Origin of the sequence: Myroides odoratus, from assembly GCF_965118575.1 — a bacterium.
Taxonomy (GTDB): Bacteria; Bacteroidota; Bacteroidia; order Flavobacteriales; family Flavobacteriaceae; genus Flavobacterium; species Flavobacterium odoratum_B.
In genome coordinates this window covers 29,979-53,031 of record NZ_CBCPHW010000018.1, presented here as the reverse complement: position 1 = coordinate 53,031, position 23,053 = coordinate 29,979, and the positions used below count along the sequence as shown (strand labels likewise).

General features: G+C 34.2%; 21 protein-coding genes and 1 pseudogene. 11 read left to right on the top strand and 11 right to left on the bottom strand.

The window, feature by feature from the left end:
* Positions 1 to 492: 492 nt before the first annotated feature.
* Entirely contained in the window at positions 493 to 1,737 is a 1,245-nt protein-coding gene (locus ACMHJ2_RS14400) for a helix-turn-helix domain-containing protein (protein WP_413513565.1), read from the bottom strand.
* 596 nt (positions 1,738 to 2,333) lie between these two features.
* Between ACMHJ2_RS14400 and ACMHJ2_RS14395 the strand changes: the two genes are divergently transcribed.
* The 4 genes and pseudogenes from ACMHJ2_RS14395 to ACMHJ2_RS14380 all read left to right on the top strand — a co-directional run bounded on the left by ACMHJ2_RS14395 (position 2,334) and on the right by ACMHJ2_RS14380 (position 5,345).
* Positions 2,334 to 2,780, top strand: a complete 447-nt coding sequence (locus ACMHJ2_RS14395; protein WP_413513564.1) for a helix-turn-helix domain-containing protein — start codon at positions 2,334 to 2,336, stop codon at positions 2,778 to 2,780.
* Positions 2,781 to 3,192: 412 nt separating this feature from the next.
* Positions 3,193 to 3,774, top strand: a complete 582-nt coding sequence (locus tag ACMHJ2_RS14390) for a hypothetical protein (RefSeq protein ID WP_413513563.1) — start codon at positions 3,193 to 3,195, stop codon at positions 3,772 to 3,774.
* A 158-nt stretch (positions 3,775 to 3,932) separates the two neighbouring features.
* Positions 3,933 to 4,437: pseudogene (locus ACMHJ2_RS14385) on the top strand (phosphate ABC transporter ATP-binding protein); the annotation flags it as partial.
* Positions 4,438 to 4,862: 425 nt separating this feature from the next.
* Positions 4,863 to 5,345, top strand: coding sequence for an OsmC family protein (locus ACMHJ2_RS14380; protein WP_413513562.1), 483 nt, complete (start codon positions 4,863 to 4,865; stop codon positions 5,343 to 5,345).
* Between the two features lie 55 nt (positions 5,346 to 5,400).
* Here ACMHJ2_RS14380 and ACMHJ2_RS14375 read toward each other — a convergent pair whose 3' ends face one another.
* Both ACMHJ2_RS14375 and ACMHJ2_RS14370 read right to left on the bottom strand, forming a co-directional pair.
* Positions 5,401 to 5,658 carry a hypothetical protein gene (locus tag ACMHJ2_RS14375; protein WP_413513561.1) on the bottom strand — a complete coding sequence of 86 codons (258 nt, stop codon included), beginning with the start codon at positions 5,656 to 5,658 and terminating at the stop codon, positions 5,401 to 5,403.
* Entirely contained in the window at positions 5,658 to 6,368 is a 711-nt protein-coding gene (locus ACMHJ2_RS14370) for a DUF981 family protein (protein WP_413513560.1), read from the bottom strand. The genes ACMHJ2_RS14375 and ACMHJ2_RS14370 overlap by 1 nt, the downstream gene beginning before the upstream one ends.
* Positions 6,369 to 6,866: 498 nt before the next feature.
* Between ACMHJ2_RS14370 and ACMHJ2_RS14365 the strand changes: the two genes are divergently transcribed.
* From ACMHJ2_RS14365 to ACMHJ2_RS14335, 7 genes are read left to right on the top strand one after another with little or no spacing between them, the layout of a single operon-like run.
* Positions 6,867 to 8,249, top strand: coding sequence for an OprO/OprP family phosphate-selective porin (locus ACMHJ2_RS14365; RefSeq protein ID WP_413513559.1), 1,383 nt, complete (start codon positions 6,867 to 6,869; stop codon positions 8,247 to 8,249).
* Positions 8,250 to 8,261: 12 nt separating this feature from the next.
* Positions 8,262 to 9,080 (top strand): lamin tail domain-containing protein, encoded by an 819-nt coding sequence (locus ACMHJ2_RS14360; RefSeq protein WP_413513558.1) that lies wholly within the window; start codon positions 8,262 to 8,264, stop codon positions 9,078 to 9,080.
* A 7-nt stretch (positions 9,081 to 9,087) separates the two neighbouring features.
* The gene (locus ACMHJ2_RS14355; protein WP_413513557.1) at positions 9,088 to 9,732 is read left to right on the top strand and encodes a hypothetical protein; all 645 of its coding nucleotides are present in this window, start codon (positions 9,088 to 9,090) and stop codon (positions 9,730 to 9,732) included.
* A gap of 2 nt (positions 9,733 to 9,734) precedes the next feature.
* A complete protein-coding gene (locus ACMHJ2_RS14350; protein WP_413513556.1) occupies positions 9,735 to 10,208 on the top strand; it encodes a CYTH domain-containing protein in 474 nt (157 codons plus the stop codon).
* Positions 10,196 to 10,957: an SdiA-regulated domain-containing protein gene (locus ACMHJ2_RS14345; protein ID WP_413513555.1), complete on the top strand. Its 762-nt coding sequence runs from the start codon at positions 10,196 to 10,198 to the stop codon at positions 10,955 to 10,957. Before ACMHJ2_RS14350 ends, ACMHJ2_RS14345 begins: the two co-directional genes overlap by 13 nt.
* Positions 10,958 to 10,964: 7 nt before the next feature.
* Positions 10,965 to 12,560, top strand: coding sequence for an SLC13 family permease (locus tag ACMHJ2_RS14340; protein WP_413513554.1), 1,596 nt, complete (start codon positions 10,965 to 10,967; stop codon positions 12,558 to 12,560).
* A 6-nt stretch (positions 12,561 to 12,566) separates the two neighbouring features.
* The gene (locus tag ACMHJ2_RS14335; protein WP_413513553.1) at positions 12,567 to 14,054 is read left to right on the top strand and encodes a hypothetical protein; all 1,488 of its coding nucleotides are present in this window, start codon (positions 12,567 to 12,569) and stop codon (positions 14,052 to 14,054) included.
* Positions 14,055 to 14,135: 81 nt separating this feature from the next.
* On the opposite strand, the gene ACMHJ2_RS14330 is transcribed toward ACMHJ2_RS14335, so the two are convergent.
* The 8 genes from ACMHJ2_RS14330 to ACMHJ2_RS14295 form a co-directional block, all read right to left on the bottom strand.
* Entirely contained in the window at positions 14,136 to 15,002 is an 867-nt protein-coding gene (locus tag ACMHJ2_RS14330; RefSeq protein WP_413513552.1) for a GNAT family N-acetyltransferase, read from the bottom strand.
* 106 nt (positions 15,003 to 15,108) lie between these two features.
* Positions 15,109 to 15,699, bottom strand: coding sequence for a hypothetical protein (locus ACMHJ2_RS14325; protein ID WP_413513551.1), 591 nt, complete (start codon positions 15,697 to 15,699; stop codon positions 15,109 to 15,111).
* Between the two features lie 302 nt (positions 15,700 to 16,001).
* Positions 16,002 to 16,961: a helix-turn-helix domain-containing protein gene (locus ACMHJ2_RS14320; RefSeq protein WP_413513550.1), complete on the bottom strand. Its 960-nt coding sequence runs from the start codon at positions 16,959 to 16,961 to the stop codon at positions 16,002 to 16,004.
* Between the two features lie 64 nt (positions 16,962 to 17,025).
* Entirely contained in the window at positions 17,026 to 17,532 is a 507-nt protein-coding gene (locus ACMHJ2_RS14315; RefSeq protein ID WP_413513549.1) for a DUF2938 domain-containing protein, read from the bottom strand.
* A 167-nt stretch (positions 17,533 to 17,699) separates the two neighbouring features.
* Positions 17,700 to 18,275 carry a helix-turn-helix domain-containing protein gene (locus ACMHJ2_RS14310; RefSeq protein ID WP_413513548.1) on the bottom strand — a complete coding sequence of 192 codons (576 nt, stop codon included), beginning with the start codon at positions 18,273 to 18,275 and terminating at the stop codon, positions 17,700 to 17,702.
* 47 nt (positions 18,276 to 18,322) lie between these two features.
* On the bottom strand, positions 18,323 to 18,802 hold the full coding sequence (locus tag ACMHJ2_RS14305) for a hypothetical protein (protein ID WP_413513547.1): 480 nt from the start codon (positions 18,800 to 18,802) through the stop codon (positions 18,323 to 18,325).
* A 3-nt stretch (positions 18,803 to 18,805) separates the two neighbouring features.
* Positions 18,806 to 19,885, bottom strand: coding sequence for an efflux RND transporter periplasmic adaptor subunit (locus tag ACMHJ2_RS14300; protein ID WP_413513546.1), 1,080 nt, complete (start codon positions 19,883 to 19,885; stop codon positions 18,806 to 18,808).
* A 5-nt stretch (positions 19,886 to 19,890) separates the two neighbouring features.
* The gene (locus ACMHJ2_RS14295; protein WP_413513545.1) at positions 19,891 to 23,049 is read right to left on the bottom strand and encodes an efflux RND transporter permease subunit; all 3,159 of its coding nucleotides are present in this window, start codon (positions 23,047 to 23,049) and stop codon (positions 19,891 to 19,893) included.
* Positions 23,050 to 23,053 lie beyond the last annotated feature (4 nt).

Here is a 23,053-nt window from a genome sequence, read left to right as displayed (position 1 = left end):
TAAAAAGAAAAAATGAGATTTTTTTGTTTTAAAACTCCTTTCTCCTGTCTTTTCTATAATAGCTTGCTTCCTAACAAAATCACACTTTACTAAATTGTATTATTTTTATAATTTTCAGGATTTAACATTCCAATACCTAATCCTAGTAGAAAATGGAGATTTATTCTTTTAGTTATTCAAATCCAACGGAATAAACCTGCGTCCTAATTAATCTAAAGTTGATTTTCTCAATTTCAAACAGAAATTTCCCTCTAAACATCTTATACCTATTCTTCTTTTTTACTATTCTGATTGAAAAAACATGGAGTATTTCGAAATTTAGTACCTAAAGAAAGTCCTTTCCAAGTGGATCACTTTAGCTCCCTAGTCCTCTATTATTTATTTTAACCCACAAAAAAAGGTGACTACAGTAATCACTTACTCCGTCACCTTCAAGACTTATATCTTAGTTAAATTAGGCTTACAATCGCTAAAAAACAGGGAATCAAACCCTTACGTAACATCGACAAAATCTAAATTTGCCTGTATATAATCTGCTGGTGTCATCCCTGTAATATTTTTAAAATTTTGAAAAAAAGAGGTTTTTGAATTAAAGGCACTGCGAAAAAAAAGTTCATTGATTGTAAGTTTATCCTTCTCTTCACATGTAAGAATGTAATCTAAAATAGCATTGATTCGCAATAAATTGATATACTCTCTAAACGTCAAGTTGTGTATATAGGTAAAATACTGAGATAAATAATAACGTGAAACTTTTGTTTTGAGTGCTAAATCTGTAATCTTAAAATTTGAATCTAAAAAAGCCTGTTCCTTCAGAATTGTCTTTTTTACTTTTTTATCTATTTCTACTAAGGACTGCCTATTTAATTTGACCTTTTCATATTTATTTTTCACTTGTTCCCTGGGCGTTTTGTCCTCCTTTTTTAAGATTATTTCAAACAAATAATCAGCTTCTGAAATCTGCCAATTCAGAAAATAACTTTGCCTTAAATTGATTATTTCTTGCCCTTCTCCTTCTCGTTTATTTAGATTCTTACTTCCCTTTTTCATCCTAAAAATAGGTTTAGAAATGCGCCATCTAAAAACACTTATAACCAAGTAAAACCAGGTCAAATAAAAAATTGAAAACAAATAAAAGACGGTATAATTCGTTGGATACAGAACAGTAAAGACTAAAATAATAAAAGTAAAAGCAAACAAAAAACCATTTAAGTAAGACAGTTTTTTAATTCTTTTAAAATCTTCTTTTTTAATCGCGGTCTCATTTAATTTATTTCTTAAAAAAAAGAACCCTCTAATCGCATAATATAAAAGATGGAAAGAAATACAAGCAGACAAAATCAAATACCAAAGTGTATGATTCAATACGAAATTACTGGTTGTTAAAAATATTTGTATAAAAATTAATACGAAATAAAACGAATTAAAATACGGATTTCTTGTATATCGATCAAAAAAATCTATCCGATTTCCTGGAAAATCACCTCTTATAATTAAAATAAGAGAAGGACCAAGAAAGAAAAATAACAATACACCAATTGGAAAATTAAACGAATCATAATAAAAAACATATTGCAAAATAAAAAGAAGCAATTGACCAACGACAATATAACCTAATCTACGTAAAAATTTCAACCCTTTAAGTTCCTCGTTTTTAGGTTCTAAATTAAGAGATAGAAATACCTCATTTAAACTAATTAGAATCAAAACGAAACTGGTAAATACAACAGCATACATAATCAAAAAATTTAGATATTAAGTAGATTTTAATTGTTAAAAATTAATAACAAATAACAGTTTGAGATTTTTTTTTAAAAAAATTAAGTAGATTAAAATAAATAATTATACCTTAAAGGTATAAAAAAACGATTAGGATGAGCAACTATATACTATATATTAAAAAAAAGTATCCTTTTAGTATAATATCAACATTAATTAGCATTATACTAATATTTAACTTAAATTATTATTTTTTAAGTATTTATACTTTTTTACTTCTATTTTTTGTTTTAACTGTCGTTAATCCCCTAAATCTTAAAGAAAAGGCAATTATTATACTTTTTGAAGTAGTATTACTCCTGCTCTATAGCCTAAATGCTATCAATCAGCCTCTCTTTTTCTCGCTATCCTTTGTATTGACATTAATCGCTTTCCTAAAAACTTCATACCGCTTTAAAAGCAAACAAAACACAGAACATGAAAGGTACTTTCCTATCTATTTGGATCATCTATCCCTTGCAATCATCTTTTGGGTTATACTAACTTATTTGCTAAATCTAGGGATCCCCTCTTTACACTATTTCAACGCGCTAATTGAATTTCACCTCATTGTTTTGCAATTATATCTATTGATTTATGCTGTATTAACCTTAATTACTTCTTTTAAATTCCAATACCAAGACTATTTTTATTCTATATTTTCAGAAAAAACGAAGTCCTCCGAAACCGCAGAAAAGATTCTTACTTTTTTTGAAAACAAGAAAAATTTATTTTTAAAACGCAACTTTACAATTTTGATATTAAGTCAAACGATTGATATTCCCATTCACAAAGTATCTTATCAAATTAATAATGAACTCTATACCAATTTTTATACGCTACTCGCTTATCATAGGATACTCCATGCCAAACAACTTTTGTTAGACAAACCCAACTATAAAATCGAAGTTATAGCGAATGAATGTGGTTTTAATTCAACTGTGACCTTTGCTAAGTATTTTAAACAATTTGTAAACTGTTCTCCGACCGAATTTAGAAGTGCGAATGGGTTAAAACTATAGGATAGAAATACGAGAGTATACTAGTTGTACTTTTATAGGTTTCTTTAAAATGAAAAAAAAGTATCGTATTAAAAATCAATCGAATGAACAAATTTTACATGAAGTTCTACAATACCTAAAGAAACAGTTAACCTCCTACTAACAAGACACAAGATGACGTGAATCCGATGACGTTTACGCACTTTTATTTAAAAAATAAAAAAAATCTTTTTCAAAGAATATCTTCTCATTTTTCGCAAACAGTAGACCTAATATCTCAGTGTCTTGTATTTTTCACATTATGAGAATAAACACCATTCATTATTTCTCATTTACACTATGTAATAACCTAATTATCAACATAATAATACACAATAAAATCATTATCTATATGTTAAAAATAGATTACCTTCGTCCCCAAAAATACATACTTATGAAAAAAATTTTGATTCAAGGAAGTCTAGTACTTTGTCTACTAATGGGTGTTGTTGCCTGTTCTAGTGATGACAACCAAATTAAATCGAACACAGAAAGTGAAACTCCTTCTGTTCCTGGAACAGAAACTGGTACAGAAACTGGTACAAACAATGGAAATACAGGTACTAGTACGGGACAGTTATTGGGCAAATGGCGCCATGTTAAGACCATTGAATACGATGTAAACAACACTATCGTGAAAGAAGAAGTAAAATCTAATGAAACCTGTTCTACTGCGACAGCTTACTTCTTAGAAAATGATAAAATTGTATTTAATACGTACACGCTCTCTGGAAATCAATGCGTCATTAAAGACGAATATGACGGCAGATGGAAAGCAGCGTCTGAGGAGGTATACATCAATGAAGATTGGAGAGATACAACTGAGCAGCACAGCCCTAAAAAATTTGAGATAGAAAAATTGACAGCAGATCATTTAGCGTTACACTATAATTTCGCTCAAGGCAATCTTACAAAAATTCAAGTATCGCCGAATACTATGTATGCTACCTTTATATTTGAAAAAGTAACGCAATAGGAAACTGCATAGCACTTTTTTACTGTAATAAATCGATAAGAGGATGTCCCCCAAGGTTATCCTCTTATTTTTTTTGTTTTCGGGCTATGCTTGGCTTCTATTTGAGTCTTGTATGGACCTATGGTTGATATGAATGGAGCGAGAGGATTGTGAAGTGAGCTAAGAACAAACGCGTAACAGAGATTAGAAAACGCATTGGAATGGTTTTTCAAAAAGCCAATCCATTTCCAAAAAGTATTTATGACAATATCGCCTACGGCTTAAAAATAAACAACCTACCCCCACGATAAAAGCGTTATTGAAAAAGCATTGACTGAAGCCTTTTTGTGGGACGAAGTTAAGGACGACCTAAAAATGCCTGCTCATCGCTTATCCGGAGGACAACAACAACGCCGTTGCATCGCTAGAGCCGTTGCACTTCGCCCAGAAGTAATCTTAATGGATGAGCCTTGTTCCGCTTTAGATCCAGTGAGTACAATCAAAATTGAAGAACTAATTCTTCATTTAAAAGAAAAATACACCATTGCAATTGTAACTCACAACATGCAACAAGCACAACGCATCGCTGATAATACGTATCTTATGTACTTAGGTGAAGTGAAAGAAAGTGGATTAACACAAGATATATTTGAAAATCCGAAACACGAAATGACGAAAAACTAGATCAACGGGGTGTTTGGATAATGTTTTTCACTCTTGACTAGATAGTATATACAAAAAAGCTTCTCTTCAATACATTGGAGAAGCTCTTCACTTATTTCTAAATAAATCGCTTAACAACTTCGATTCGCCTAATTGAAATGGTTTTTGATGGACCAAAACTGAAATGATACAGCCGATTTTATCAGAATTACGATGACAGTGTCCTTCTCTATCCTAATGATCTAATAGAAACAAAATACATTGGAAAAAATTGAAGTATATTAGATATCTTTGACTACACATGGAAAAATTTGAAAGAAGCAACACATTAAAAACCTAAATGAGCTACTGAAATTAACAACATGCAAATAAGAGAATCGTCTATTTTACAACTTTTAAAGAAGTACAAAGAATAAGACCGTTTTGCACTCAAAACTAGTTTTATCATGAAAGAACATCACTATCAAGCCCAAATTGAATGGACAGGTAACCAAGGTATAGGAACCGATCACTATACCCATTATGAACGAAGTCATACAATTCAAATCGAAAACAAACCTCTCATTCAAGGTTCTTCGGATCCAGACTTTCGCGGAGATCCCACCAAGCACAATCCAGAGGATATGTTTATTTCCTCGCTTTCCTCTTGTCATATGTTGTGGTATTTACATTTTTGTTCCGTGCACAACATCATTGTAGAAGCTTATACGGATACTGTCACAGGAATTATGATCGAAGAAAAGGATGGTAGAGGTCGATTCACTGAAGTTACTTTACATCCGATAGTAACCGTTCAAAGTCAAGATATGCAAGAAAAAGCATTGACTTTACACAAAAAAGCAAGTGAGTTTTGCTTTATTGCCAACTCAGTTCGCTTTCCGATCAAACACCTGCCTATTATACAAGTAAAGATGAAAGAAATAAAATAAAAAAGAGATAAAGAAGGCATATAAGTACTCCTCTTTATCTCTTTTAATATATGTATTATATTGATTTACTATTGTTTACATTTTTTATATAATAAAAAACTCCACAACAAAGAAGCAGTAGTATTCCTCCCAAGCTCAGCAATGTCAGGATATTTCCAGTTTGAATGACTTGAGGTTCAAATTTAAACTCCACCTGATGTTTCCCTGCAGGAATAGGTAATCCTCTTAATAAGTAGTTCACTTCTAAATTCGGTACCGTTAATCCTACATGAGAAAAATTAACAGGATATACTTTCTTACTCTCTTTCTTCATTACCCCATGGTATTAACGATTAAACCTACATGAGTAAAATAATTCAGTGCGCCAAAAAGCAACCATACCCATCCTACCAAAACAAATAAAAAATAACCAAACTTAGAAAAATTTGTAAAATACTCCCCCGCTGTAAATTTCTCTAAAATTTTAGGGGTACTGACAGCTGCTACACCAATTCCCGCATAAACAAGGGAAATACAAACGGCTTCAAACATAGGATAGTCAGCAAACATTCCCGATATAGGCTCTTCCTTTGGCGCAGCAAATAATTGATAAATGACACCCGCAAAGGCAATACCAATCATACCCAATCCGATTCCTATCATCAAGTATTTGAAGTGCCTAAAATTTGCAGCAACCAATTGTAGGCGATCCTCTCTATCAATAAGTTCCTTCTCGTTCTTCCAGAAATAATAAGCAATTGGTAACAACATCGCACCTAACACCAAGGAAGGTTCTCCAAAAATGATATTGTCAAAGGGGAAGTATTTGGCTAAAGGCCATGTTACGGTCATATGTAACCCCGTAGTAACTAGAATAAGCGCCAACGTAAATAAATTCATTGCCCATCCTTTGGGATTTACTTTGGTATTGTAAAGCAAACTTTTGCCTATAGCCGCTAAAGACAATAAGGCTGCTCCGGTAGCAACAGCCATAACGGTATTATAGGTAGGCATCTGTTGCCAATCGATAATTAATTTGTCCATTTTTTATATTTTATACGCAATTATACTAAATATAGTAAAATATTAAAACATATCCCATTAGGTTAATAGGATTTAACGTACAAACACTAAAAAACAAGAGAAATTTTACTTTTTTAATCAATAAAAAAGAGTGAGCTCCCTCTTTTTTTTCAACAATTTAATTTTTTAACATAGATAAATACACACAAACCTAGATAATAAAACATAACTCCCTAATAATCAATAAACAATAAATCACACCCTCTGCAAAAAAACATACAATTAAGCTTTATTGGAAATTAAGAACAAAAATTTAAAAAAATTTTACTTTAATTTATAATCTACCAGAATTTAACATGAGATTACTCAATTTTAATCAAAAACAAAACGAACTATTTGCTATTTATATAAAAAACAATATTCATTTAATAACGCTAACTTCACTATAACTTAATAATAGCTTAACATTGAACCCGATTATTATGTTATAAGAAAAAGAAATCCTAACACAAAAACTTTATGAATAGGTCTTTAATAACGCTATCGCTCCTTATAGTAGGAGTATGTGGATACGCACAGGTGGAAAAGGACTCCCTGCGATACAACCAGTATGGTATCGAAGTTAATCGAATCCCTTTGCAAACAGAAGCAAGAAATGGTATTTTAATCTTCGAGTCTTTAAATGAAGAGTATAAACTTTGGTTTGATTTCCGTATAAATATTGATGGAGCGGCTTTCTGGGGAGAAAACAGAAATTATGATCCTATTGGAAATGGCGCACGCGTAAGACGCGGGAGAGCAGCTATCAAAACCTACATTACCAAAGAGTGGTATGGAGAATTAGACTTAAATTTTGCAGATGGGAAAGTCGAACTGAAAGATGCAATCATCCGCTATGAAGGTTTTGCAAATACGGAATTACAAGTGGGTAATTTTAAAGAGAACTTTTCTTTATCTCGAAATACCTCATCGCGCTATCAACAGTTTATGGAAAGACCCATGTCAGCGCAAGCTCTTGCTCCTTCTAGATCGCTAGGTATTAATGCCAAATACCAAAAAAATTGGATCTATGCCTCGGGAGGTATCTTCTTTCAGCAAGTGGGAGAAGGACAAGATGCGGACTATGTGGATGATAACAACAAAGATTTTGGAAGAAATCAAGGCATGTCTTATACAGGAAAATTAACGTTCCAACCCTTATATAATCACAAGGATATAGCTTTACATATTGGTACAGGTCTTTCGTACCGCACACCAAAAACGGATGTCGATCCAGCTAAATTTGGGGCATCGCGTTTCAGTACAAGAAACAGTACTTCCATTAACCGAAAAAAATACTTAGATACGGGGCTTATCCAAGAAGTTGATTATGATTTAATCTACACTTTTGAATTAGCTGGATCCTATAAAGGCTTACGAGTAGAAACGGCTTTTCTTCAAAACGATACACACATCAAATCGAGTGCTCCTGAAACAGTAGATAAAAGAACGAAAAACTTTAAAGGACACTATTTTCAAGCGAGTTACTTACTCTTTGGAGGAAAACAAACCTATGATTATTGGGGTGGTAAATTTTCTCAAGTTGAGCGCGGACAGAAATGGGGCGATTTGGAGTTGGCTTTGCGCTATGACTATTTAGATTTAAACAGCAAAGATATCTATGGCGGTTCTGGAGAAACCTACGGTATCGGACTAAATTACTATGTCAACAATAACGTGAAACTAATGTTGAACTACCAATACAACAACAACGACCGCTATGCCAATGGAAAAGGAAGTTTGTTTGTTGGTCATGATGCAAGTGGCAACCCTACAAAAGATCCTACGCTAGTAACTGAATCAAAAAACAAAGGTGGAGTTGATTACAGCATGCTTTCGTTCCGAGTTGAAATCGTTTTCTAATACATTACTTATATGAAAAAAATATTTATTCTATTCTTAGTACTACTTGGCATTTCTGCCTGTGTAAAGGACGAAATAGTTCAAGGACCTCCTACTATCGAAGCGGTGACCTTTTTACCTGGGGATGTAACAGATACTGACGAGGTAACGGTAACAGCAATTGTAAAAGATTATGCAGGAATCAAAACGGTAGATCTTACTTATTCGATTAAAAATGAAGACTTTGTTCTAAATATGCAAGCAGGAGCTGCAAATACATATACCGCAGTGATTCCGGCTCAACCCGACAAAACAAAAGTAGATTTTTTTGTAACAGCCACTAATACAATAGCCCTAACTGCGAAGTCCAAAAAACAAGCCTATAAAGTTAGCAATCAAGTGATTGATTACAGTGCAATCGTATTAAATGAAATTGATGCCACATCTAAATCCATTGAATTGTATAATAATGGCAACGTAGCCTTCTCCTTAGAAGGGTTCAAATTAATCAAAAACAATGACGGTGATTGGTGGATAGGTACCTCTGAAAGTGGAGAAATAGCTCCAGGTGCCTATATTGTAATCATCCAAAAAAATCCAGACAACCCGAATTTATCTGGAAACAGTGGTATTTCAAATAAACAAGTCTTAAAATTCGAACTTCTCGCTCCTAATGGAAAATCTATTGGTTTATTCTTAAGAGGAGATGAAGAAGCTTTAGGTTCAACAATTAGTGATGTTTCACCTCATTCCTATCAAATCATTCCTCATGCGGAAGGTGAATGGAAAATTGCAGAACCAACTATTGGAGAAAAAAATGCAGAAAACGGAGATATAATCCCTCAAAATTAAAATCAATATGGAAAAAAAAGAAAAATTTGCGATTGGTGAAATTTCAAAACCAAGATTTGAATTTAGATCATTTGGTCAAAACTTTGATGAGGCTCACAAGAGAATGGCTAGATTTTCAACACCTGTTCCTGAAAAAGTTTGGGAACGCCAAAGTGATGAAATATACATTTTATCTAACAAAAATGATATCAATAATACCAAAATTAGAGATGGCAAAATGGATATCAAAACCTTTGTAACGGCAGTAGATGGATTAGAACAATGGAATCCTTTAATGAAAGGGGAATTTCCAATTCGCAAAGAAGTTTTAGAAAATGAAGTAATACCTGCTTTTATGGTTGACTTTCCAAAACTAACTAAAGATACGTATACCTGCGAAGAGTTTATAAAAATGGTTGAGGAGCACCCTGATTTAAGGGCTGTAAAAGTACATAAACAACGTTTCGGATATATGGTTAATGATACCTTATGTGAAGTAGCAAATGTATTGATCAATGGAGCAAAAGTGCTAAGTATCAACAGCGAATCTACAGAAATAGAAGACATTAAAAAAACAATGGTTGATACGCATTTAACAGGAGTTGAAAACATCAACTACCTACAAGCGATCAAACGAATAATTGGAATGATTAATAAACCCTTAGCAAATTAATTATGGCACAAGAAATCGAACACAAATTCCTTGTTAAAGGAGACTTTAAAAAAGACATTTTTAAAAGTACACGTATCGTACAAGGTTATTTAAGCTCCGTGCCAGAAAGAACGGTGCGCATTAGAGTAAAAGACACCCAAGGTTTCATCACCATTAAAGGAATTGGCAACGATTCTGGTCTTAGTCGCTATGAGTGGGAAAAAGAAATTCCAGTTGAAGAAGCTAATGAATTACTAAAAATCTGTGAACCTGGCGCAATTGACAAAATTCGGCATTTAGCCAATATTGATGGGTTTATCTATGAAATCGATGAATTTCACGGAGAGAATGAAGGATTAACAGTCGCTGAATTAGAAGTAGCTGATGTCAATACGACTTTTACTAAGCCCAATTGGCTAGGAGAAGAAGTAACAGGTCAGGTAAAATATTACAATTCAATGTTGATGAAAAATCCATTTAAAAATTGGGGAAAATAAACAATAGTTTCAATATTTCACTTCTACTATTCTTCACCTTTATACAGTCTTCAAGAGCCCAAGTGGCTCTTGAAGATTCTTTTAGCATACATCCAGATGAGATAAGTAGATACCCTACCAAAATCAAAGGATTTAGTGGTTTAATCTTCGATGAAACGCAAAAAAACTTCTACGCGGTCAGTGATTATGGAAAAATATATAAAATAGATTCTGAAGGAAATATACTAGAAAATATATACAAAAAAGGCGGTGATCTCGAAGGTATAACACTAGATCCCTCCACTTTGGATGTATATGTAGTTGATGAGGCGAGAATGAAAGTATTTAAACACAATAAAGAAGAAAAGAAACTAGCCTCCTACTTAAAAATAAAAATACCCAATCTAAAAAGAAATAAAGGACTTGAGGCAATCGCTTTTGGGAGAGATACGCTGTATATCGGCAATCAATTTGCACCTAAACGCCTTTTTAAATATGCGATTAACACGCATACACTTACGTATTTCGATTTAGATTACCCCGGTTATCTGTCTGATCTATTTTATGATGATACAGATCAAACTTTGTGGATTGCTAATTCAAAAGGGAAAAAAATATATCAGTTTACCCTAGAGGGCAAACTTATCTATGAGCAAAAAATTCCATTTGTACAAAAAGCAGAAGCACTTGTTGTTGATAGAAAAAATAAAATAGTATGGATAGGCTGTGACGAAACGGGAATACTACATAAAGTCAAACTAAAAAAATAAGTTTAAAATGACAGATCCTAATACAAAAGATCTCTTAGACATGAATAATTACTCGATTGAGAAATTACCCAAAATGGATAAGAGCCGTGTAGAGAAAATAATGGCTAAAATTGGAATCCCTTTGGCTATACTTGCCTTTGTAGCTATCTATTGTTTCTCAACTATTTCTTTTTTAGAAACCCTAGATCCTACTTCACTTGCAAGTGGAGCTTTAAAGCGATTCGATGCTATTGGGCATGAGCAATTCGTTCGAATTAACTACGCCATGCTAGCCATTTTTGTTGCTGCTATCATCCTATGGATAACAGAAGCTATCCCCAATTATTTAACCTCTTTATTACTGATATTAGCCATTGTTCTGACGCAAGTTACCACTGATAAAGTTGCGTATGCGCAGTTGGGACATCCCGTTATGTGGTTAAATATCTTATCTTTTGTACTGGCGAGTATGTTAGTAAAAACAAGAGCCGCAAAGCGATTTGCCCTTTGGTTTGTCATTCGATTCGGAAAAAACTCTTTCTGGGTAATTTTTAGTTTCATTGTCATCAACGTAGTTTTATCTGCTTTTATTTCAGCAACAACTGCAAAAGCAACTATTTTACTCCCTATCTTCATGGTTATTGCAGCCATTTATGGAGCCACAGGCGGTGAAAATAGAAACAATTTTGGTCGAAACTTAGTGATGCAAAACCTATTTCAGATCAATATTGGAGCTTCCGGATTTTTAACTGGATCAGGTGCGAATCTATTGGCTGCTTCTTTAATTGCAGGAGCCATGGGATGGGAATTATTTAGTTATCAAGACTGGTTTATTGCGGCCTTTCCCTTAGCTATTATCCTAATACTAATTGCCTGGTTTGTTGGATCTAAACTTATTTTCCCTTTGAAAAAAGGAGAAAATAGACCCCAAATTGAAGGTGGCTTAGATAAGCTTAAAGTTGAATATAAGGCTATGGGTAAAATGACTATCGCTGAATACAAGGCTATTGCAATTTTTTTAGGAGTTTTACTTCTTTGGGCAACAGATAAACAACATGGAATCAATCAAACTGCCGTTGCCTTTATGGGAGCTGTAGTTGCTCTTTTTCCCGGTATTGGTGTTGTAAAATGGAATGATGTTGATATTCCTTGGCATTTAATGCTGTTTTCTGCTGGTGCATATACTTTAGGAGCTGGATTAGACGCTACAGGATTACCCAATACGTTAGTAGATGTTGTCTTCAATTTCTTTGCTATCGATCAAAATACGCCGTTCTGGGTGCTTTATTTTGTACTGACTGCTTTAATGCTATTTAGTGCGCTTATTTTCCAATCCAAAACGATGCGTGCCTTAATATTTGTGCCAATTGCCATTGGTGTAGCTCAAAAATTTGGCTATTCCGTACTGAGCTTATCTTTTCCGGTGGCTCTATTAATCGAACATGTATATGTGTTGCCTTTTAATAGTAAACCCGCTGCACTACTTTATACAACCAACCAATACAGTTGGAGTGATACCTTTAAATTTGGATTTGCAATGATGTGTATCTCTTGGGTTATGATTATCATCTGGGGAGAAACCGTATTAAAATGGTTGGGATATACTAATGGTTTATTTTTTTAAAAACATATGATTCAAGTTATTTCAAATTTATACGACCGCTATTCTGTTGAGTTCAAAATACAGTTTCTCACAAGAAAAAAAATCAAACAAAACGATTTTGAAGTTAATACCTGGCTATTTATTCCCAATAGTATTGACATTAACAGAAATACCTATTCCAAAGAACAATTCTACAGTGATATTCAGTCTACTGTACGGTTAATCACGCCTATCTATCTCCTCAATGATATTGCAGGTGAGCATCGATCTCCATTGACTAATTTATCCAATAGTATTGAAAGTATGCTTGTTGAAAATACACGTACTTCCTTTAAGAATTATGAATACGAACTGCAAATTTTCCTTGCCATATTTAAAAGTGCTACCCGAGATACTATCGCGCATATTGTAGCAAATTCCATGAAAGAAGATACGGATTTCTTATGCCACAGTTACCTTCAAAATATGAAGGTAATACGAAATAAATTTAGAATGCTTCAGCAGCTTATTAATTCGCCCATTATCGAACCTAAAGCCTTTGAATTATTTCTTTTTGCCGATGAATTTTTAAGCAATTGTATCATTCAGAATACCTTTGTTCTCAACAATTTTTTAGAAAAAAAGGATTTGAAGAAGTTCGAATCGATCATCCAATCCAACTTAAAGTTCATCAAAAGAGAATGGAAACACAAAGAGCAAAAAGGCTATTTAGTTGTTACTAAATCAGATGAGCAAAACAATCAACGCTATGCTTTTAAACAAAGTATATTGGATAAGTATGTAGAGAATGTACTTTCAATCAAGTCTAATACCAAAAAAGATGGCGTTTGGACGGAACAAATTTATTATAGTGTAGCCGCAGGTGTTTCCATGATTTTTGCTACGGGAATTGCTTTTTCTTTTCAGCAAAAATACGGCAACTTTACCATGCCTCTATTTGTAGCACTTGTTATTAGTTATATGCTTAAAGATCGCATTAAAGAACTGATGCGCTTCTACTTTGCGGGTAAACTTGGCAATAAACACTTTGATCACAATACCGAAATAAGTATAAAAGAGCAAAAAATTGGAAATATCAAAGAGAGTATGGACTTTATTACCGAACACAAAGTTCCGAGTTCGATTATGAAAATTAGAAATCGCACTTCTCTCGTAGAATTGGAAAATAGAATTCACGATGAAAAAATCTTACTGTATCGAAAAAGAGTGAGTATCAATCGAGATAAACTAGATGGAAACGAAGATTATAACTTTAAAGGTATCAATGATATTCTGCAAATTAACTTTACGCGTTTTATTCAACGTATGGCTAATCCTAAAACCCCTTTATATACTTTATTTAAAAATGCGGAAGGTTTAGAAAAAACAACTCGAATTTACACTGCGAAAGTGTATTATTTGAATTTTATCATGCAAATTAAACACCATGATGATTCCGATTACAAAAGATTCAGAATCACTTGTACAAAAAAAGGAATTCAAAAAATCGAAGAATTAAAAGAATTTGAAATCTAATTCATCGTTTCATTCTGCTCTTGTTTAGTCCTTATTTTTTTTACAACAAAAGATTACTAGTAACCAGTAGCTCTTAGTCACTCATTTCTTTTTTTGGGCTTCAACAATTTTATCAAAGCGACTATCCATGCAACTACTTACATCTGTAGTTATAAATTCTCCGTTATAAAACAAACTAAAAATAGTAGCGGGACTTGGTGCTTGTTGTGCTTGTTCAGCCGTTTCAAGCTTAAGTATTGTCAGTGGTAAGTTTCTTTTTTTGGCCGTTTCAACTAAGGAATGATTCACGTGTAATTCGGAAAAAGGGCAGCGATTGGAATAATAAACCACAATACCCGTTTTTGTTGGACAGCTTCCTGCTTTTACACTCTCATTAAAGCTGGGGTTATCCGTACTTTCTTCAAATTTATAAACCAATAGGCTAAATCCCGAAGGCGTTGTTTCTACGGTTTGAAATCCTTGTTTGAGTAGCCATTTTGTATCACTCATAAAATGGAATTTTTTTGTACCGACCACAGTCACTAACCCAGCTTTATTCTCTTGTTTAGCATCGTCAATTGCCAGCTGAAGTAATTGTTTCCCATAGCCTTTGCCTTTGTACTGTCCGGATACCCAAAAACAATTAATCAACAGATAATTAGGAGCTGTAAGTGGTACCCAACCTTTTTCTGCAGGTCCGTATTCAATAAACACTTTAGCTCTTTCATCAATTCTTCGAAAGACATACCCATTGTCAAATTCTCTTTTAAGCCAGTCCTTTTTCAACTGATACCCTTCAGCACTTTTTTTATCCGAAATTGCACAACAAATATGCTCGTTATCAATCGTTGACTGGTCTAATTGTATAAATTTCTGCTTCTCTTCTTGTATAGCCATTTTTTCAAGTATTCTTTCTTTTGTATCCAAATCTAATGCATGTGCCTCCATTTCTTTTATAAAAATACGCAAAATTCAAATGTTCCAAAGTTTGATTAAGCGAAATAAGTAGTAGGAATTCTAAAAAAGGCTTAACTCTAAGAATTAAACCTTTTTTTGAGTAGTATGATAAGGTGAATTAGATACTTTTTGCTATTTTTTTTCCAAAATCTTTTCCTGTTTTTTCAAATCCATTTGCAACTCTAATTTCATTGTTCAAGTTTGATCCAGACTGATTTGCTTTTACTGAATCAAAGTCATGTTTTGCCATAATAATCGCTGGACTATCTCTACGCACTAAAGTCAGCGTTGAAGAAACTTTACCTGCTTGGTTCATAATTCCTGCATCCCATCCTGTATAAATCCAGGTTACATCAACATACATAATATACTTGCTAGTAGGTGCGTATCTTGAAAACTTAACCTTCCCTTTGCTATACTTATTCGCAAATGATATAAATCGAGGTTCCCAAAGTTCCTTTTTCGCTTTATTCCATTCTTTCAACCACCCTTCACTCGATCCAGGTACTTTTCGTTCTAAATTCGCCATATGTACAACTTTATACTCTTCCTCTGTATATTCTTCTTTCATCATTCGTAGCTGATCATACCTAAATACAACTTCAACTGCTTGTTCTCCTTTTAATAGTTTAAAATCATTAATAGTCTGTGCAAATGACTGCATGACTCCTAAAATGAGAACCAATGCAATATAAAATCCTTTTTTCATTTTAATAAAATTTGGCACAAAATTACGCGTAAGAATAGGGAAACCCAAGTTTTATCTGCTTTATATTATACAAAAAAAATTAGGCACAAAGCAATTGCTTTGTGCCTAAAACTTAACGTAAAAACAAACGCTTTTACTTCCTATATAAAAAGATGAAACGTTTCAATAAAAAGAAAACCTCTCCCTCACGAAGTTTCATTATTTATTCAAAAACACGAATCAACTTAGGGTATATTCCAACACTTTTGGTCCCTTTTACCCCACAAATAACCGCAAAATAGGTTTTTTTTTAAGTAACTGTTCTACTGGTGTTTATGTTTTTTCCTATATTGAATGGGCGTTAACCCCACTTGTTTTTTAAAAAATCGCCCTAAGTAAGATTCTTCCGTAAAATTTAACTCTCCAGCAATCATTGCCACGGTGTCATTCGTTTGAATTAAACGGGATTTAATTTCATCAATCAATTGTTTTTGAATAAAAAAACTAGCGGGAAAACCGGTTATTTCTTTGACAACGTCATTTAAATAATGAGGATGTACATGAAGTAAACCAGCAAATTCACTCACTTTTTTCAACTGTATAATCTTCTGATTAACCAATAACTGAAAACGAGCCACTAATTGATCTTTCCGAGATAAAACAAAAGGGACATTTGCTTTTTTATGCGTGTAAATGCGTTCCGCTTCTAGTAAAATCACATTCAAAAACATACGTACCAATAGATCATCATTAAAGGTTTGCCTTTGGCATTTTTCGCTGTTTAATTTCCAGAACAAATGTTCCATCATGCTCACTTCTCGTTCCGTTAATTTTACGAAAGGCAACTGGCCCAATTGAAAAAAAGGAAAACTACTCAGTTTAATCTGATGCTTCAAACAAAGTAAGAAATAATCGGAATCAAATAAACACATAAATCCTTTGACTTCTTCACTCCAACTTTGAATATAATGTAATTGATTTTCTGCTATAAAAAACATATCTCCTGCTGTAAAGGTATGTCTGGAATACCCAATAATTTCGTCTATTTCTCCTTCCGTAACTAAAACCAGCGTATAAAACTTTTGACGTATCTGTTGCTTTTCATGAAAACGAGGGAGTTGCACTAAATTTTCCAACGTAAAAATCTCTAAAAAACTGACCCCCGTAGTATAGGCTATCGTACAACATTCTTCGCGTACAATATTTCCTTCTCCATTCGTAAAATAAAGTGTTTTGAACTCTTCGATCGTATTAATTTCTTTGATATTACCCTTATTTCCCATGCTCTCCTTGTTTATTTAAAGATAAAGACATCCTTTGACACTTTCTACAAATTTGTCGTATTTCTCAATTCACAACAAATAAAAAATGAAATAACATACCGCCTAGATATAAGCCAATGCCATAAATAGTATGGGTTGCTAAACTGCGCATTCTCGCTACTTTAGGATTGGGTGTTTTAGAAGCCGCTACGCCAAAGCCAAAAGCGGGCTGCATCATAAAATAAGGGGCTACGGTTGTTAAAATACCGACTAGCAAAGCGGGAATCAGTGTTGGATGATTTACCCAGTCTACACCACAAATAACTAAAAGAACAAAGGCAAATGTAACGCCTATCAAATAATGGGCGCCCCAACCTATTGCTTTTTCTCCTGAAATGGGTTGTGCTTGCACAATGGTATTATGGCTAAAAACACCATTTTTAAAATGGCCGATCCACCTGCCTAAGAAAGCGTAATTTAAGGAAGGAATTTTAAATACTTTTCTATTAAAAAGGGCATATAAATCCATAAAAAGGGTTGCAGTTACACCTATAAAAATCGCATATACTAGTAAACTCAACATATAACTCATAATGAATGCTTTTAATTGAATACAAAACTAGTAAATACTACAGGTATTCTTACACGCTTTCTAGGAGTAAAACTAGGACAATTCACATTAAAAAAGAGGGCTTTTCAGCCCTCTTTTCGTCAACAAACCAGTAAAACTATACAAAGTACTTGCATAGCATTCAGTAATCAAGTAATAATATCATCTAAAAACTTTCGTTCATATTTTTGATTTTTTTTGTACATAGAAGGAGAAATACCCACTATTTTTTTAAATTGTTTACTCATATGACTCGCCTCTTTATAGTGTAGTTTTTGGGCTATTTCTTCGAGAGATAACTCGCCATATGAAATCAATTCTTTTACCTTTTCAATGCGTTGCAAGAGATAGAACTTTTCAATTGTAAGCGAGGTATATCCAACAAATAACTTGGCCAATTGTGCATAATTTAAAGAAGTCGTAGTGGCTAAATAATCAGATAAATTCATTCGCAACACTTTTTCTGTTTGTACGTATTCAATAATCTTAATTTTAACCTGTTCTACGACAACTAATCTAGGATCTTCAAGTACTTCAAATCCCAATGGCAGAAATCGTTCTTCAATTTGCCTTTTTTTAGCAATGGATAAGGGAGAAAGCAACTGCACTTCACCTAATTGCACGCCTTCTACCCTAACCTCCAATTGAACTAACACTGTATTTACTAAAACAATACATCGAGGACAAACCATATTTTTTATATATAAAGTAAAATCCTTACTCATAGTTACTCTTTATAGAGCAGCAGAGACTTCTGTTGCTCGTAAATAAATTAGTTAACTTGTGCTGCCGCTGCAAATTGCTTGTAGTTCTCCTCATTTTTAAAATAAGCTATTTCGCCATTATCTCCAATCAAGACAATATACGCTTCTGCTTTATCTACAGTTTCTAAGGAAAAGGGATCTATTGCTTTTCGAACACCCTCATCCTCTGGAATACGCGTTTGACACATCGCACAACAACCGTAATACATTTTCCCCTCATGTTCAACTTCTAGTTGTTTTTTACCCATATAGGCATCATTTACCATACAAACTAATTCACTCGGAACAGCATCTCCTTTTTTATACTTTTGATCTGTAGAAACCACCGGTGCAGTATTGGCCTGATCCATCTCTTGCTTCACTTGCTCCAAAGCTGCTTCAGCCTTAGTATCTACCTCTTTTTGCTTTTCTCCACAGGCTAGTGTCAATACACTCAAAGCGAATACTCCTATACTTGTCTTAATTCTTGTTTTAATTCTTGTTTTCATTTCTTATTTTATTTTTTGTTCATTCATTATTTCTTCTGTAGCCATTTTTAGAATAGTCATACCCGGCGTTAGTGCTCCAAAAACCTCAACAGTCATAGGCATTACTCTTCCTTTTGCTACTGGGATGTGATAAGCAATTCCATTTCTTACCTCAATAACATACAAACCGAGATTACTTTCTACCAAAGCAGATTTAGGTACAAAAAAAGTAGGTTCTTGGCTGCGTAACTTAAGAGTCGCCTCAGCAATCATATTGGGTTTTAGTACTTGTTCTTTATTGCTAATATCTACTTGAATCTGTTCCGCTCGAAGTTTTAAATCCAAGCTTCCTGCTTTTCTGGTTACAACACCTGCGAACTCTTTTTGTGGCAGGGTTCTAACTTTAAATTTCAGGGTATCGCCATGTTTAATATAGGGCGTATTGGCTTCAGAAATAGATAGATTCAAGCGCAGTGTACGGATATCTTCTACAAGCAAAAGGGGAAGTTTACTCATAGGCCCAACGTAAGCGCCTTTATCGACTTGACGAGCAGTAATCATTCCATCAAATGGCGCGCGAATGACTAAATACTCCTCTATATTTTTCATTTCTTCATAAGCGGATTTAGTAGAAGCTAATTGCGCTTTATCTGCTAACATCTTAGCGGTAACTTGTTCTAAGTAATCTGGTGCTATAGCTCCTTCAGTTTGATTGGCTTTTACCGTACGATCATAGGTTGCCTTAGTTGCAATATAAATCGCTTCTTGTGCTTTCCATTTCGACTGAGCACTAGCTACTTGCGCTTGAATTTCAGGGGCTTCCAATATCAATAACACTTGCCCTTTTTTGACAAGATCTCCAATATCCACACGTAAATCCGTTACATAACTATTGACTTTAGCAAACAACTCTGTTCGTTGATCTGCACGTAATTCTCCAGGTAAAATTAAAGGTACTTCGGGGTTACTTTTTTCAATGGCAAGGGTTTCCATCTTATTCATTGTCATCCCTCCTTTTTCTTCTTTTACTTCGGATGTCTTTTTATCGCCACATGCTGCTGTTACTACAACAAGACTAACTAATGCTATATAAATTCTTTTCATCTTTCTTATTTGTTTTCAGTAGGTAAATAGTAAATGCTTTCTGGATCTTCTGGGTCTAAGGATGGGGATTGTATGTTTACTTTATTCATCACCCAAGCAAAAACCATAGGTAAAATTACAAGCACTGAAACCGTAGAAGCCAGTAATCCACCGATAACTGCTCTTCCTAAAGGAGCTACTTGCTCGCTTCCTTCTCCATGTCCTATCGCCATAGGTAACATACCGGCAATCATAGCTAGCGTAGTCATAGCAATGGGTCTAATACGCAATTTGGTTGCTTCTATGGCTGCGGCAGTGGATGTCCATCCAATTTTGCGCAAGGTTTCTGCATTGTTAATCAACAAAACGGCATTGGCAATCGATACCCCAACGGACATAATAATCCCCATATAGGATTGTAAGTTTACGGTTGATCCTGTTATTTTTAACAAGATTAAAGATCCCAGCATTACAAAAGGTACTGTCGTTAAAATCACAAAGGATACTTTAAACGATTGGAAGTTAGCCGTTAACATTAGGAAAATAACGATAATAGCAATTAATAATCCATTTGCTAAACTAAGCATGGTATCATCCAATACAGGTGACATTCCTTTTAATTCCACATTTACTCCTTTTGGCAATTCTCCTAATGATGCAATGGCCTTTTCAACATCGTCCTTCGCTTTATTTAAATCTGTTTTATGAACATTTGCAATTACAGAGACATATCCCATGGTTCCTTCATTATAGCTTTCTGCCAAAGCTTTACTTTCTGTAATGGTTGCAACATCACCCAATACAGGACGGTCCGCATTTTTACCCAACGGAATATTTTCTAGTTCTGCTTTACTTCCCAATTGATTTTGTGGCATTTGAACCTGAACATCATAGGCAATTCCCATCATACCCCCTACCCACATATTTCGATTTGTATACCGCGAGGAAGCTGTTGTTGCTACTAATGATTTTGCAATATCCATCGCGTCTAACCCCAATTGAGCCGCTCGAACTCGATCAATATTAATCTCAAAAGAAGGGTAATTCATAGAGATGGGCATCTTTTGATCGCGCATGTAGTCAATTTCATTTATTTTAGCTAATAGCTTATTCGCAGTCATCATATTCATTTTGCGCATCATCCCTGAAATGCGAATTTCAATTGGCGTATTGGTTCCTTGACTTAAGATTTTTTCCGTCAGTTCAATAGGCTCAAAAGTCAATTTTAACTCTGGTAATTTCTCTTTAATACGCGTGCGTATTTGATCTTTTAATTCGTCTGTATTACCGCTAAAGTCCTTAAATGCAATTTGCATGGATGCTTCATGTGGACCAGCATTATAAAGGTAAATAGGGCTCACAGCAAAAGAAGAAGGATGTTGACCCACAAAAGCAGAGGAAATAGCTATTTTATCTTTTCCGAATAGGTCTTCTAACTCGGCTAATAACTTTTTCACTTTCATTTCTGTATGCTCAATACGTGTCCCTTCTGGTGCTGTAATACGCATTTGTACTTGACTTGAATTAACGGTAGGCAATACATCTTTTCCTATATTTTGATACATAAATGCAGCAGATAACAACGCCAATACAACGGATCCTGTTACAATGATCTTTTTCATTGGCATCACTTTCTCAATGCCCGCTACTACTCTATTTTTAAATTTGTCAAATCCTTTAGCCTCTTCTGGAATACCGTGTTTCTCTGGATTGTATTTCATAATCCAATTCGCCATAATTGGTACAAACGTTTGAGACAATAAGAACGATACGGTCATCGCAAATCCGATGGCCATCGCTAACGGCATAAATAAGGCACCAGGAATTCCCGTCATCATAAAAGCGGGTGCAAAAACAGCCAAAATGCTGAATAAGATCAATAACTTTGGAAAGGCAATCTCTTTACACGCATCCCAAATGGCTTGAACCTTGGTTTTTCCCAGCGCAAAGTGTTGATGAATGTTCTCAATCGTCACTGTACTTTCATCTACCAATATACCAATAGCTAAGGCCAAACCAGATAAGGTCATAATATTAATGGTTTGCCCAAACAGCTTTAAAAATAACACGGCTGAAATAATGGCAATCGGAATAGTTGTAATTACGATTAAAGCACCTCTAGGATCTCTTAAGAATAACAATACCATCAATCCAGTTAATAAGGCTCCTAATACCCCTTCAACAATTAAACTCTTTACGGCATTAATTACATTGACAGATTGATCAAATTCATAGGATATCTTTACATCATCAGGCAAGTTATTCTGAATATGAGGGATTGACTTTTTCAATTGTTGAACTACATCATAGGTAGACGCTTTTCCCGATTTGGCAATATTGATATACACTGAGCGTTTTCCATCTACCAAAGCATATCCTGTTGTGATATCGGCTCCGTCTTTTACCGTAGCTACATCTCTTAAAAACACGTTATCTACTTGTCCTTTAAACAAGGGAATACTACCAAACTCTTCCACTGTTTTTATGGTATTGTTGGTGGGTGTTAAATAGTTTTTATCTCCTACATATACATTCCCTGAAGGCATGGTTACATTTTGTCTACTAATGGCTTCTACTACTTGCTCAGGACTCATTTGATGGGTACGCAATTTATTGGGATCAATATTAATCTCAATGGTACGAGGCGAACCTCCAAATGGTGGTGCTGTAGTTAAGCCTGGTATCTTAATTAAGAACGGGCGAGCAGCAAAATTTGCAATATCTTGTAGTTCATTATTCGTTTTTGTTTCTGATCGGAATACTAACTGACCAACGGGTTGAGAGGAAGCATCAAAACGAATAATAAATGGAGGTGGTGCCCCCGGAGGTAAGAAAATCACGGAACGGTTAGACAAAGCTGAGATTGAAGCAATCGCCTCTCCCATATCTGTACCTTCATAAAATTCTATTTTCATCAAGGTTAACCCTTGTGTATTTTTGGTGTCGATACTTTTAATACCATTGGCAAAAAGCATCATATTTACATACATTTTAGTGAAATACCCTTCCATTTGTTGTGGTGTATACCCATTAAAAGAATGGGCAATATAAACCACAGGCAGGTTCATTTCGGGAAGTATATCTACTGGAATTTCTTTAGAAGACTTTATTCCAAAGAACAATAGTCCTAGTACCAATACCATAATAGCTATTGGTTTGCGCAAGGCAAATCGAATTAAATTCATACGA

Bases quoted from the DNA above. Each gene is read 5' to 3' on its own strand.
- ACMHJ2_RS14400 (WP_413513565.1), bottom strand. From the start codon at position 1,737: ATGTATGCTGTTGTATTTACCAGTTTCGTTTTGATTCTAATTAGTTTA.
- ACMHJ2_RS14390 (WP_413513563.1), top strand. From the start codon at position 3,193: ATGAAAAAAATTTTGATTCAAGGAAGTCTAGTACTTTGTCTACTAATG.
- ACMHJ2_RS14380 (WP_413513562.1), top strand. From the start codon at position 4,863: ATGAAAGAACATCACTATCAAGCCCAAATTGAATGGACAGGTAACCAA.
- ACMHJ2_RS14375 (WP_413513561.1), bottom strand. From the start codon at position 5,658: ATGAAGAAAGAGAGTAAGAAAGTATATCCTGTTAATTTTTCTCATGTA.
- ACMHJ2_RS14370 (WP_413513560.1), bottom strand. From the start codon at position 6,368: ATGGACAAATTAATTATCGATTGGCAACAGATGCCTACCTATAATACC.
- ACMHJ2_RS14365 (WP_413513559.1), top strand. From the start codon at position 6,867: ATGAATAGGTCTTTAATAACGCTATCGCTCCTTATAGTAGGAGTATGT.
- ACMHJ2_RS14360 (WP_413513558.1), top strand. From the start codon at position 8,262: ATGAAAAAAATATTTATTCTATTCTTAGTACTACTTGGCATTTCTGCC.
- ACMHJ2_RS14355 (WP_413513557.1), top strand. From the start codon at position 9,088: ATGGAAAAAAAAGAAAAATTTGCGATTGGTGAAATTTCAAAACCAAGA.
- ACMHJ2_RS14350 (WP_413513556.1), top strand. From the start codon at position 9,735: ATGGCACAAGAAATCGAACACAAATTCCTTGTTAAAGGAGACTTTAAA.
- ACMHJ2_RS14340 (WP_413513554.1), top strand. From the start codon at position 10,965: ATGACAGATCCTAATACAAAAGATCTCTTAGACATGAATAATTACTCG.
- ACMHJ2_RS14335 (WP_413513553.1), top strand. From the start codon at position 12,567: ATGATTCAAGTTATTTCAAATTTATACGACCGCTATTCTGTTGAGTTC.
- ACMHJ2_RS14325 (WP_413513551.1), bottom strand. From the start codon at position 15,699: ATGAAAAAAGGATTTTATATTGCATTGGTTCTCATTTTAGGAGTCATG.
- ACMHJ2_RS14320 (WP_413513550.1), bottom strand. From the start codon at position 16,961: ATGGGAAATAAGGGTAATATCAAAGAAATTAATACGATCGAAGAGTTC.
- ACMHJ2_RS14315 (WP_413513549.1), bottom strand. From the start codon at position 17,532: ATGAGTTATATGTTGAGTTTACTAGTATATGCGATTTTTATAGGTGTA.
- ACMHJ2_RS14310 (WP_413513548.1), bottom strand. From the start codon at position 18,275: ATGAGTAAGGATTTTACTTTATATATAAAAAATATGGTTTGTCCTCGA.
- ACMHJ2_RS14305 (WP_413513547.1), bottom strand. From the start codon at position 18,802: ATGAAAACAAGAATTAAAACAAGAATTAAGACAAGTATAGGAGTATTC.
- ACMHJ2_RS14300 (WP_413513546.1), bottom strand. From the start codon at position 19,885: ATGAAAAGAATTTATATAGCATTAGTTAGTCTTGTTGTAGTAACAGCA.
- ACMHJ2_RS14295 (WP_413513545.1), bottom strand. From the start codon at position 23,049: ATGAATTTAATTCGATTTGCCTTGCGCAAACCAATAGCTATTATGGTA.